At 43.2% G+C, this 13,149-nt stretch carries 10 protein-coding genes; 8 read left to right on the top strand and 2 right to left on the bottom strand.

Translation table 11 applies throughout. From position 1 onward, the window contains the following. Positions 1 to 7: 7 nt before the first annotated feature. Complete coding sequence (locus PWYN_RS16260) at positions 8 to 1,876, bottom strand: LTA synthase family protein (protein WP_036654195.1); 1,869 nt, start codon at positions 1,874 to 1,876, stop codon at positions 8 to 10. A 539-nt stretch (positions 1,877 to 2,415) separates the two neighbouring features. Between PWYN_RS16260 and PWYN_RS16265 the strand changes: the two genes are divergently transcribed. Together PWYN_RS16265 and nspC are read left to right on the top strand one after the other, a co-directional pair. Further along, positions 2,416 to 3,615: a saccharopine dehydrogenase family protein gene (locus tag PWYN_RS16265; RefSeq protein WP_036654198.1), complete on the top strand. Its 1,200-nt coding sequence runs from the start codon at positions 2,416 to 2,418 to the stop codon at positions 3,613 to 3,615. A 10-nt stretch (positions 3,616 to 3,625) separates the two neighbouring features. After that, the gene (gene nspC, locus PWYN_RS16270) at positions 3,626 to 4,762 is read left to right on the top strand and encodes a carboxynorspermidine decarboxylase (protein ID WP_036654200.1); all 1,137 of its coding nucleotides are present in this window, start codon (positions 3,626 to 3,628) and stop codon (positions 4,760 to 4,762) included. A gap of 324 nt (positions 4,763 to 5,086) precedes the next feature. On the opposite strand, the gene PWYN_RS16275 is transcribed toward nspC, so the two are convergent. Further along, positions 5,087 to 6,658 (bottom strand): stalk domain-containing protein, encoded by a 1,572-nt coding sequence (locus tag PWYN_RS16275; protein ID WP_036654201.1) that lies wholly within the window; start codon positions 6,656 to 6,658, stop codon positions 5,087 to 5,089. 191 nt (positions 6,659 to 6,849) lie between these two features. On the opposite strand from PWYN_RS16275, the gene PWYN_RS16280 reads away from it, so the two are divergent. The 6 genes from PWYN_RS16280 to PWYN_RS16305 all read left to right on the top strand — a co-directional run bounded on the left by PWYN_RS16280 (position 6,850) and on the right by PWYN_RS16305 (position 13,081). Continuing rightward, positions 6,850 to 7,473: a deoxynucleoside kinase gene (locus tag PWYN_RS16280; protein WP_036654203.1), complete on the top strand. Its 624-nt coding sequence runs from the start codon at positions 6,850 to 6,852 to the stop codon at positions 7,471 to 7,473. Then, positions 7,470 to 8,126: a deoxynucleoside kinase gene (locus PWYN_RS16285; RefSeq protein WP_036654205.1), complete on the top strand. Its 657-nt coding sequence runs from the start codon at positions 7,470 to 7,472 to the stop codon at positions 8,124 to 8,126. The genes PWYN_RS16280 and PWYN_RS16285 overlap by 4 nt, the downstream gene beginning before the upstream one ends. Before the next feature lie 118 nt (positions 8,127 to 8,244). Next, on the top strand, positions 8,245 to 9,420 hold the full coding sequence (locus PWYN_RS16290; protein WP_036654208.1) for a MalY/PatB family protein: 1,176 nt from the start codon (positions 8,245 to 8,247) through the stop codon (positions 9,418 to 9,420). Positions 9,421 to 9,621: 201 nt separating this feature from the next. Beyond that, positions 9,622 to 10,872 (top strand): stalk domain-containing protein, encoded by a 1,251-nt coding sequence (locus PWYN_RS16295; protein ID WP_036654211.1) that lies wholly within the window; start codon positions 9,622 to 9,624, stop codon positions 10,870 to 10,872. 302 nt (positions 10,873 to 11,174) lie between these two features. Continuing rightward, positions 11,175 to 12,026 carry an MBL fold metallo-hydrolase gene (locus PWYN_RS16300; RefSeq protein ID WP_036654214.1) on the top strand — a complete coding sequence of 284 codons (852 nt, stop codon included), beginning with the start codon at positions 11,175 to 11,177 and terminating at the stop codon, positions 12,024 to 12,026. A 107-nt stretch (positions 12,027 to 12,133) separates the two neighbouring features. Continuing rightward, a complete protein-coding gene (locus tag PWYN_RS16305) occupies positions 12,134 to 13,081 on the top strand; it encodes a radical SAM protein (RefSeq protein WP_036654216.1) in 948 nt (315 codons plus the stop codon). Positions 13,082 to 13,149 lie beyond the last annotated feature (68 nt).

Here is a 13,149-nt window from a genome sequence, read left to right on the forward strand (position 1 = left end):
GATACTATTATTCGTCCTTCGGGGCAACGTCAGGCAATTGCAAAATATAACTGTTTGACATATTCAGAAGCTTATTTACGGCATTGAATTGTGCCTCTGTAGATCCTTCTTTAGTTATGGAGTTGTCGGTCAAATTATAGTTGGTTCCATCGGCATAAGATACACCCGTTAAGTACATGCTCGAGTCATTAATGAATGATCCCTTTGGCAGAAAATGTCTTACGGGAAGCAGGTTGGTCTTGTGATTGAATAAGTCTTCACCAAAGTGGATCTGATCCTCAAGGGAAACCCCTAGCAGATTAGCTACCGTTGGCAAAATATCGATCTGTCCGCCCGTTTGGCTAAAAATAGCAGGTTGACCTATGCCCGGAGCATGAACAATGAAGGGAAGGTTGAACATATCTGTATATCCATACTCTCGGCCTACCGATTCCTTCATTAAATCCTTCTCGTCACTTCCTAATGAATAGAGGGGTAAGCCTTGATGATCCCCATAGAATACGACAACGCTGTTCTCCCACAATCCTCTGGTCTTTAAATCGTCCAGAAATTGACCCATCGCGTAATCTGCATAATTCTGAGACTGAATATAATCACCTACCAATGTACCTTCGAACCGTTCAGGAAGTTTAATCTTGAATTTGGATTCTGGCAGTTTATAAGGGTGATGGGCACTCATTGAAATAACCATAGCATAGAAGGGATTCTCTTCGGCGTCTAATCTGACTAGTTCAGGGACTGTTTTTGCGAACAATACCTCGTCCGAGGAGCCGAATGCGATATGATCATCGTCTCCATAAAAGGCTTGATCGTAATATTTGTCAAAGTCTAATGTTTTGTATAATGCCTCACGGTTCCAGAACTCTACGCTATTCGTATGAAATGTAGCGGTCTCATACCCTTGTGCCTTCATTAACTTGGGCAGGCTGGGAAGCGACTTATCCATGTACTTGGATGAGGTTGCGGCCTCATGGTGGGGAATATAAAGGGAAGTATTGACTACAAATTCCGCATCCGAGGTTGTTCCTTGCCCTGCGCTAGAATAGAAGTTATCGAAATACAATTCATTCTTCACCATTTTATTGATGTTAGGGGTAATTTCTTGCCCATCGATCTTAAGGCCTATCAGGAAGGTTTGGAAGGATTCCATCTGCACTACAATCAGGTTCTTTCCTTTGGCAGCTGCCCAATATTGCGGGGATACCGGCTCTGTAATCCCTTTAGCTTCATTAATGGAGGCTTGAGTAATATCCTTGCTATCGATCATTTCTTCACTCTCTGTGCTGTCGGCAAAAAGTGTATAGAGCTCGTAATTAAGGATTCCCATGCTTTCTGCCTTTTTGTTCTCGTTCATACTGGCATGATTAGGCCAAATGCTGAAAAGACAAAGGGCAATGGATCCACTTATGATACCGAACAGAACCGTTCTATTCATGCGCTTCATGCCCCGGTCCTTCCAGCGTGTAATATATTTCGGACGGAACATATAGAACATAAATACAATAATATCTACAAAAATGAATAAATAATAGGGATCAAGTAGGGAGTAGGTGCTTTCCCCGACTTTTGTTACCTTATCGGCTTGCTCCAAGGCATGATAAGTGACGATAACGCCATAATACTTGTAGTACATTAGGACGGCAAAATAAATCACTGATATAAATAAGTTGGCGACCATGTAATAAAGAAACTTTCGCTTGGATGCCATCCATTCAATGAGTCCAAATACAATGAAGAAGAAAGGAATCTCAGTGAGCAATATACTCCATGATGGACCATCGCTAAATACCACGAACCACGCTACCGCACTTTTCAGCAGCAGGACAAAGCTAAAGCCTAAAAATGGCCTGTTTCTAATGTCGAACTCTTTTCTCATATTCTGCATCTCCCCTGTTAAAGCACACTCTAAAGCCTATACACATCAGTCCTATTGAGCATTAGTAAGTAAATGCACAGACGCTTATTATGCTCCAGATATTTCCTTCTGTCAAAAGGCGAAAAGGGGGTATAAAACGCATCAAATGGCGATAAAAGGCAATTTTATGGATGAAACCCTCTTCAATCGTTTCTACACATGTTTTTGGAAAAAAGTCCCTTATAAGAGATTAAGTAATCCTAAAAAGGATAATGAAATAACGCATAGAAAAATTTAATCTACGTGAAATGTTCTGAACACAAAGAAATCGATAATAAGAGGTATAATAAGTATGGTTGCGGTATGATACTATTAAAAAGAATTAAAGGAAAATGAAGCATTCTAATGTATTATCATGCATTTTAGAGTTTGAATAGGGATAATCAAAGATTTTACACAAAAAATATCATTTTTTGTCGCTTTTTATTGATTTATTGGAGCATATTATGTATAATCAGGCTTGTTGATTTTTTGCAAACGGAAATTAGGGGGTTTTGAATTTGGGAAAAGCTTTAATTATTGGAGCTGGCGGAGTATCTAGTGTTGTTGTTCATAAATGTTGCCAGAACCCGGATGTATTCGAAGAGATTTGTATTGCAAGCAGAACGGTCGCTAAGTGCGACGCTCTGAAAGATAAATTAGATGGAGGCCGTACAAAGATTCAAACGGCTCAGCTTGATGCTGATAATACGGATGAAGTAATCGCACTGATTAAGAGCTTCCAGCCGGATGTTGTTATCAATGTTGCTCTCCCATATCAGGACCTGACTATTATGGATGCTTGCCTGGCAACAGGAGTGCACTATGTAGATACTGCCAACTACGAACCACAGGATACAGCTAAATTTGAATATTCCTGGCAGTGGGCTTATAAGGAAAGATTTGAAAAAGCGGGCATCACCGCGCTTCTCGGAAGCGGCTTTGACCCTGGGGTTACGGGTGTGTTCACGGCTTACGCTCAAAAACATTATTTTGATGAAATTCACACGATTGATATCGTGGATGCTAATGCGGGCGACCATGGTTACCCTTTTGCAACCAACTTCAATCCTGAAATAAATATTCGTGAGATTACAGCAAACGGCCGCTATTTCGAAAACGGCGAATGGATTGAAACCGCTCCTCTTTCCGAGAAAAAAGTATATGACCTTCCGGAAATCGGTCCGAAGGATATCTATCTTCTGTACCATGAAGAATTGGAATCCCTGGCTAAGAATATCAAGGGCGTGAAGAAAATCAGATTCTGGATGACGTTCTCCCAGAACTATCTGACTCACTTGAAGGTTCTTGAGAATGTTGGCATGACTTCTATCGAACCTATTATATATGAAGGTAAAGAGATCGTTCCTTTGCAATTCTTGAAAGCTATTTTGCCGGATCCAGCATCTCTGGGACCTAGAACTAAGGGTAAAACAAATATCGGCTGTATTATTCAAGGAACCAAAGACGGCAAGCCTAAAACATATTATGTTTACAACGTATGTGTACATGAAGAATGCTACGCAGAAGTGGGCTCACAGGCTATTTCCTATACTACAGGGGTTCCAGCGATGATCGGTGCAATGTTGATTATCAAAGGCATCTGGAAAAAACCAGGCGTATACAACGTTGAAGAGTTTAACCCAGATCCATTTATGGAAGAACTGAATAAACAAGGGCTGCCTTGGCAGGAAGATTTCTCGCCAACGCTGCTCGACTAAGGGCTTAGCGATGGATATTGATATCAGCACGATGCCGTCACCCGCTTATATTATAGATGAGCGATTGTTAATCAAGAATTTAGAGACTTTGAATTATGTACAGGAGCGTACGGGTGCCAAAATTTTGCTCGCGCAAAAGGGTTTCTCCATGCACTCCATGTATCCGCTGATCGCTAAATACTTGCATGGTGTTACCTCCAGCTCTTTATTCGAAGCCAGATTGGGCTTTGAAAAAATGGGCAAAGAGGTGCATGTATATGCGCCAGCTTATGTGGACTCGGAGTTCGCCGAGCTGCTGGAGTACAGCGATCATATTGTTTTTAACTCTTTTGATCAATGGAACCGTTTTAAGGATCGGGTGCAAAGCGCACCTAAGACAATCAGTTGCGGGATCCGGGTGAATCCGGAATACTCCGAGATTGAAATTCCTCTATATGATCCATGCTACAACTACTCCAGAATGGGAGTAACACTGCCGAGCTTCCGTCCGGATGGTCTTGAAGGCATTAATGGACTGCATTTCCATACCATGTGTGAGCAAAACTCGGATACCTTGGAGCGTACGCTTAAGGTAGTGGAAGAGAAATTCGGACAGTATCTTCACGGCATGAAATGGCTTAATTTTGGCGGCGGTCATCATATCACTCGTCCCGATTATGATCTGGAGACGTTGATTCGCTGCATTACGTATATGCAAGAGAAATACGATGTTCAGATTTATCTGGAACCGGGAGAGGCGATCGCCCTCAACACCGGATATCTGGTAGCGACCGTTCTAGACACTATGCATAATGGTATGGATATCGCGATATTGGATACCTCTGCCGAATGCCATATGCCGGACGTTCTCGCAATGCCGTATCGTCCAGGTATTATTGACGCTGGTCAGCCAGGTGAATTTGCCTATACGTACAGACTTGGTGGCATGACCTGCCTGGCAGGTGACGTCATCGGAGATTATTCCTTCAAAGAGCCCTTGAAATACGGTGACAAGTTGGTATTCACTGATATGGGTCACTATACGATGGTGAAGAATCATATGTTCAACGGCGTGAACCTGCCGGCCATCGCTTCGTACAACGAAGAAGAAGGCATCAAGGTCATTCGTCAATTTGCGTATGAGGATTTCAGCGGTCGGTTGTCTTAAAGTTTATATGTAATAAAAAGGTGTCCCTAATTATGGGACACCTTTTTTTTGAATCAGAGAGGCTGTACATTATAGTTGAACAAAATTTCGGAGGCGAAAAAGCGATTTGGAGTAGGAGTACGGTAGTGGTTTGGAATGGACGCTCCGCGAACGGACCGTTGTTCCAATCGCTGTTGTCTCCAGATTTTATTTATTCCCCTTAGCGGTGAAAATCCGGAGACAAAGGCGACCGCTATCGCTTTTCCACAATCGTTCAGTTCTCTCCGCTGTTTTGAGCCGAGAAAGTTTCTTCACAAAAAGAAATACTAAAACCACTTGCATTAATTACTTCATCGTTATGGAAATAAGTTCTTCCTGAGGTAACCATTCGACGGTTGCACCCAGTTTCTCACTAATAAAACGCAGAGGCAGATACATCGTGCCGTTCACGATGAACGGAAGGGTTGGAAGGTTAACGGCTTCATTATTCACAGCAGTTTCTCCGGTAACAGCATTGATGCTGATCGTAAGGGCCGTCTTGTTCGCATCGCTGCGAACGATGGATATTTTTTTATCTACTTTGTTCATCATAGTCCCCGGTTTTGCAGGGTTGGGAACTGTGGTAACATCCTGTTTAAAGGTAATTAGGGCTCCCATTTTCTCAAACAGGGAACGGAGAGGGATGAAGTTCTGACCGTTACGCGTAATTACGCCATTAGTAAAAGCTACACTCTCGCCGTTCAAGGAGACGGAGATAGGCCTTTGTACAGGTACTAGACCCTCAAGGCTGAATTCGGAGTCCCCATAACCCAGCTCTGCATGATAATTGATACCCCAACCCCAAAGGGTTCCGTCATTTTTTTGCATAATAACATGGCGTCCACCACCTTTAATAATACTGATTCCCGAAGCGATAGGGATGAACTTCGCATTGGAAGGTAAGGTTTCCCGCTCAATAGAGGTTTCATAGACTTTGCCATCCTGGGTTAATACTATAATGGATCGTTCTACAACGAATGCCTCTTTTACATCGATGATCCCTGTTAAGAGGATAGGAGCTTCTTGTTCATTATACGTTTTACCGTCCGACCAACCCGTTATTGTGGATCCCCAGAACCACAAGCGGGATTGTTCGTCAATAGCCACGGCTGAATACCCGTTGTATTTAATCGAAAGAATATTCGATAATGTGGAAGTAGGAGAGGGGATTACCACAGAGGCATCAGATGCCACTACCTTCTCAGACGAATAGATGGATTGAATGGGCCAGCTCCATACAGTTCCGTCTTTCTTAAGTACATAGTTTTTTTGCAGTTGGATGACGTCCGTTAGATTTGCCACAGGCTCAAAGGTGGCAAGCTTATCGTGGCTTGTCCATACGGTTCCATCTTTCTTCAAGAAGAGGAAACGCTCCCAGTAACCTTGCTTGTTACTCTCAGTATACCAATCCACTGCGGCAACATTGTCTATCCCGGTAATAGGCGTAAAGGCAGATGAAGTACCATCAGAAGATAGGACGGAACTAAATACGGCTCCCTCTGCGTTAACCGCAATTGTCCGGTTTCCCACGGGGAAGATTCCGGTCACATTGTTCAACTCATCAACAGAGGTTGCTGTCATCATCAAAGTGGTCGAGTGAGTATCCAGTTTCCATACAGATAGATCCTTTCTAGTGACTAGTAAGCCTGCCAGCGAATTATAGCTTGCTTGCACATCAGTCAAGCCCGGTACTTGTGTAGGAACGGATCTGAGCCCACCCCACAACCATAGACTCCCGTCATTTTTGATCAGATGATTTGGTCCAAAAGATGTAATACTGGAAGCTGTTGCATTAGTTGCTTCTGTCCCCGCAGCGGAGACATTTAAGGCACAGACTAAACTTAGAAAAGTGCCCCAAAAAATTGCCCATTTCTTCATACAAATACCCCTCGTCTCTTTGTGTAATTTTCCTAAAAAGTTAAATATATCAAATATCTTAACATAAGATTAGACGCCGAAAACAGTCATAAGTTACTTGAAATTAATACGCTCCTTTGATGCCCTCCTATGATACAATAGTTTAGTCTGTTTTTAGGCATTGCCCGCATTCGAGGAGGAGTTCAGAATCAATGACACACGCACCATTTATTGCCGTAGAGGGTCCGATAGGGGCCGGGAAGACTACACTGGCTACTATGCTTTCCACAGAATTTCAGCTCCCGATTATCAAGGAAATTGTCGAGGAGAATCCTTTTCTGGACAAGTTCTACCGGAACATGGATGATTGGAGCTTTCAGTTGGAGATGTTCTTTCTCTGCAACCGGTACAAGCAGCTTGAAGATACCGTCATGCAGTACATAGATAAGGGTAAGCCCGTCATTTCGGATTATCATATTTATAAGAATCTTATCTTTAGTGAGCGTACTCTGAAGGGGACGAAGCGGGATAAATACCGCCAGATTTACCATGTTCTAACCGATGACCTACCGAAGCCTAATGTCATTCTTTATATTCGGGCAGATCTCGATACACTTCTTAAACGGATTGATAAACGCGGCCGATCCTTTGAAGATGCTATGGACACCGCGTATTTACAGCAATTAATAGAAGATTATGATGAGGCGATGACTTCTCTGGCCATTCGGGAACCGTCGACCCCTATTATCACGATAGATGGAAATAAGGTCGATTTTGTAGAAAATAAAGATCAGTTCGCCGTCATCGCGTTACAAGTAAAGGAGCATATGCAATGAATAAATATAACATCCCGGACAACGCATTAATTACCGTAGCAGGAACAGTGGGTGTGGGTAAATCTACTTTGACAGCGGCCCTAGCGGAACGGTTGAACTTTCAGACCTCACTTGAACAGGTTGATCATAACCCCTATCTGGAAAAGTTCTATCATGATTTCGATAGATGGAGCTTTCATCTGCAAATCTATTTCCTGGCTGAACGTTTTAAGGAACAGAAGAAAATGTTTGAACTCGGTGGTGGCTTCGTGCAAGACCGTTCCATCTATGAGGACACAGGTATTTTTGCTAAAATGCATGCGGATCAAGGCACGATGTCTAAGACCGATTATGAGACCTATACTAGTCTTTATGAAGCAATGGTTATGACTCCCTATTTTCCCCATCCCGATGTGCTAATTTATATTGAAGGCAGTCTGCCTTCCATTCTGACCCGTATTAACGAGCGCGGACGTGAGATGGAGATTCAGACCGATGTCTCGTACTGGGAACAGATGCATGGCAGATACTCCGTGTGGATTGATCAATTCACTGCTTGTCCGGTACTCCGCCTAAATATTGATGAATATGATGTGAAAGATCCAGATTCCATGTCTAACATTCTTATGAAGGTTGGTAATGCCATTCGGAAGCCCGTGGTAAATAAAGCTTAATATAAGATTTTTAACAAAGCGGCAGCTAAAGGGATAACCTTGGCGTGCCGTTTTTTGCATGTTACAATATGTTACAATACATGAATACGTTGAAGCAGAGAGGACGAGGTGACTGAAGTTGAAGTATGATTTTGATGCCGTCATTAACCGCCGCAATACCCGTTCTTATAAATGGGATCAGTCCGAGAAATTGTTCGGTGACAAGGATATTATGCCTTTGTGGGTAGCCGATATGGATTTCGAAAGTCCTCCAGCTGTAAAAGAAGCGATCCTTCGTCGTGTGGAGGAAGGTGTCTACGGTTATAGCGTAAGTAGTGAACCTTATAAAGAAGCAATCACCTCCTGGTTTAAAAGAAGACATGATTGGAATATTCAACCGGAGTGGATGACGGATTCCCCTGGGATTGTCACCTCGTTAAGTTTGGCAGTGGAACTGTATAGTGAGCCGGGCGGTGAGGTAATAGTGCAGTCGCCAGTCTATTATCCTTTCTATGACGTCATTAATATGAATGGCCGTAAGGTCGCTAAGAATCCGTTGATTCTGCAAAATGGCCGCTACGAGATGGATTATGACCAGTTAGAGGGATTGATGAAGGGTGGAGCTAAGCTTCTGCTGCTCTGTAGTCCGCATAATCCGGGGGGACGAGTCTGGGAGCGTGAAGAGCTGCTGAAGCTGGGAGAATTGTGCCTTGCTTATGGAGTAACCGTTATATCGGATGAAATTCATTGCGATTTAACTTTATCGGGGCATACTCATTATCCATTTGCCTCCTTATCCGAGGAGCTGGCTAATATTACACTAACGACACTGGCAGCAACCAAAACTTTTAATCTGCCGGGTATTCAAACTTCGTTCATTGTAGCCTCCAACCCGGATCTGAAACGGAAATTCGATATGCGCTTAAAAACTTTGAGTCTACATATGGCTCACTACTTTGCACCGGATGCGGTACAAGCCGCTTACAATGAAGGTGATGAATGGTTAGATGAGCTACTGGTGTATATTTCGGGTAACGTGGATTATGCGATCAGCTATATGTCAGAGCATTTGCCACAGGTGAAAGTGATGCGCCCAGAAGCTACTTATCTGTTGTGGATCGACTGCCGCGGATTAAATAGGGATATCAATGGCCTCAAACAACTTATGTTCAAAGAAGCCAAAGTAGCTTTTAGTGAAGGATCGGTATTTGGGTCGGAGGGTGAAGGTTATCTGCGTATTAATCTGGCTTGTCCTAGATCGATTCTGCAGGAAGCTTTGGAACGTTTCTCAGAGGCTGCAAATCATAGTCTATAAAAAGATTCTAATAAGGCACCCATTATAGAACCGCTAATTACCTGAGTTTAGGTGATTGGCGGTTTTTTTAAAATATAAGAAAGTATAAGTTTTCAGTATACTTTGGTGGTAAAGCCGTTTCTTCTTGATCTATTAATTTGCAAAAAATATCAATTTTGGTAGTATGATAGATGGACTATCTTAATAAAAAGGAGATTCGCTATGAAACGTTATGGGAAAATACTATTAAGCTGCGTGATCGCACTAAGTGGTATGACAGCGCTGCTAGGAAACACAACACAAGCAGCAGCTACAACCTCTGGGGTTACTATTTTGCTAGACGGGTATCCACTGCCCTTTCCGGTAGAGCCTGCGATGATGAAGGGTACAACTATGGTGCCTTTTCGGGCTATAGCAGAAGCTCTAAATATCCCGGTAGCTTGGAATCAAACGGCTAAGAAGATTACTGCAACTAAGAAAGTAGGCACAGTAGACAAGCAGGTGGAGCTTACTATTGGGAGCAAAAGTGCTGTGGTTAACGGTGGAAAAGTAGTGTTGGCAGTAGCGCCGCAAAACGTACGCGGAACTACAATGATTCCCTTGAGTTTTTTTAGCGGACAGTTTGGGGCTGCAGTATCATGGAATCAGCTAACAAAGACCGTTTCTATTACATCCCCGAAGAAGGATATGTACACATTGGGTTTCTATGCACTATCATCCTTTGACCAGTATTCGTTTGTGCCGGATTTCGATGCGATAGCTTTTGGCTGGAGTAGAATTGATCGTAACGGTGAGTTTACCATCCAAGGGGAAGAATATAAGTGGCCTAAGCCTGCCGGTGAGCTTACACCTGAACTCATGATTTCAGATACCTCTACTAATGGAACAACTCCTTACTTGATGGTATATTCTGTGGACGGCAAGTTGGAACTCACTAAGAATCTTGAGGATCAGGTGCTACAGGCACGGACAATTTCCGGTATTGTGGACACGGCTGTTCAGAAGGGTTTTAAAGGAATTTTACTGGATCTGGAGGGATTGGGTCTTAGCGGTGATAAAGCAAAAGCCCGTTCGGATTATAACAGCTTTGTGAAGAATTTATCTTTAAAGGCACGTCAAGCAGGACTTAAGCTCACTCTTGTCCTTCATCCATTAAATAGCTCTTATACAGGATATGATTATAAAACGCTTGGAATCCTTGCAGACGATCTGATCATTATGGCTTACGCTTATGGGGATGAGAAAAGTCCTGAGCCGGTGGACAAGGTCGATGAAGCCATTCGTCTTGCTCTTCAGCAGGTTAAGAAAGACAAGCTAATTCTCGGCATTTCTCTGGCTAGTGAGAACGAGAACTCTGTAAATACCAAAATAGGTTTAGCTAAACGTTATGATCTCAAAGGGATAGCCATCTGGCGGTTGGGAATAATTGGCCAGCCTGCTTGGACTCAAATGAACGGTTCATTAGAGTTCTAGTGTATAGATCCTTAAGGATTCATATTTAAAGTATTACAACAAGAAGAGCTGCCGATTGGCAGCTCTTTTGTTGTGTGAAGCACCCGAATTCCTGCACAGAGTACAACAATTCCGCTCCTGGCACCGCAAGCAGCTTTAAATTAGGCATCCATGACCTGGAACGATTATACTAGGCTTAAATGTGGTAAATGACCCTGGGTGGGTCAATGTTTTCTATGCAGCGTTAAGCAAGTATTCGTGTTCGTGTTTCATGTATGAATTGATACCTCAATCTCATCCTCAGAAGAAAGGCTGGAGAACGAATGAACAAGCAAGTAGAACGCAAAGGTAAGTATCTTATTGAAGAGGTGAGACGCACCCAGGTGCCTTACGGCAGTCTGGCGGTATGGTTTCTCGGGCAGGAGAGTGTGATTATAAAAGGGGATGGCGTAACAGTTTACATAGATCCTTATGTATCCCCTAATCTAGACCGGACTTTTCCCGCACCCATCTCACCTGAAGATATAACTAACGCCGATGTGTGCCTGATTACACATGATCATGATGATCATTTGGATAAAGGAACTATTCCCCAACTGGTGAACCATAATCCAGCAGTTAAAATCATGGCCCCGGCGATGTGTGAGCCACAGCTTAAAGAACTGGGTGTCAATCCAGAACAATTCCTGATGGCTGCAGAGGGTCAGTGGACATCCTTTGGTCCGAAGCTTAGAGTGCTGCCGATTGCAGCCGCACATGAGGAAATGGTAAGGGGTGAACAAGGGAATCCTCATTACGTTGGTTATATCTTGGAGCTAAATGGAGTGAAGTTGTACCATGCAGGGGATACCGTGTTATTTCCCGAGTTGGTAGAAGCCTTAAGCAGCCATCAGATTGACCTGGCCATGCTGCCGATTAACGGCCGCGATTACTTCCGTAATGCACGCAATTTAGCGGGAAATATGAGTTACCGTGAAGCAGCAGAGTTCGCGGCGGTAGCTGATTTTGAAACGGTTATTCCTTTACATTACGATCTGTTCGCCGGAAATGCCGAGAATCCAGGATATTTCGTGGACTACATGTATAAGCATTTTCCTGAGCAGAAATTCCATGTTATGGCGAGAGCTGAACGGTTTGTTTATGTCTCGGCAAAGGCCTTTTTAGAAAAAGAGTGATTGAACGAAATGCTATAAAAGTCACATAAACCTGAAGAAATAACCTTTATAATCACTTAGGTTGAATATAGGGTAGATCTAATACTTTTCAGGAGGACTTTTAGAGCATGAGATATAAATCACTGGAGCTGGACAAACCACTTACTTATGAGCTGGAAGGACTGGAAATAGGAGTCACATCCAATTGTAACTTCCGCTGCGATTATTGCTGTGCTTACCAAAGAAATGACGGACAGAGCATTAACGCCAAAGAGGTCATCCGTATTCTCGGAGAGCTTCCCCATTTGAAAAGAGTGCGGTTATCCGGAGGCGAGGTTACCTTAAAATTTCAGGACTGTGTGGAGATCGTTGCCTATTGTTCCTCTCGGGGCATTCAAACTCAGCTGAATTCTAACGGCAGTCTGTTAAATGCGGAACGGATTGATGAGTTGGTAGCAGCGGGGCTGACGACTATCCATATCTCTTTTAATTTCACTACGGCAGAAGCCTTTTCTCGATATTACAATATACACCCAAGTATCTATGACAAAATAAGAGAGAATATTGCCCTGTTCGCTGCGACTAGCGTGGATACTGTACTTGAGACACTTCTATTCAGTGAAAATCAAGACAACATGCAGGAGATTAGCGACCATGTATATGCAATGGGCGTCAGAACACATGAAATCCAGAATAGCATCATTATGGATCATAGCGGATGGAAGTCTATAGCTGCTCGGGAACAATTGAAGACAGCGGTCAATGATTTGATTGCAGGTAAAAAAGAGGATACCACTCTATACTTCACTTGTATGGATCGATTTATGGAGGCGCTTGGTTTTGAGGAACAGCCTGGGGTATATTTCCCGCATTGTATAGAAGGTAAAAAACAGCTTCATTTACACGGGAATGGGGATATCCTGATCTCTGAGCTGTGTCATCCGGTAATCATCGGCAATATATATAATGGAACCTCACTTAAAGATCTGTATAGCAACATGCCCGCACCACTGTCCCAGTTTCTGGACAAACAGCCTTGCCCGGCATTGGATGCACTTTTTCCGCAAGGCGTATAATGGCTTAGATAAGTAACAGTCTGGGATCTTTCCAGGCTGTTTATTTAGGTTTCGGAATTATGTTCTTT

Origin of the sequence: Paenibacillus wynnii (genome assembly GCF_000757885.1) — a bacterium.
In the GTDB taxonomy this organism is placed as follows: domain Bacteria; phylum Bacillota; class Bacilli; order Paenibacillales; family Paenibacillaceae; genus Paenibacillus_AQ; species Paenibacillus_AQ wynnii.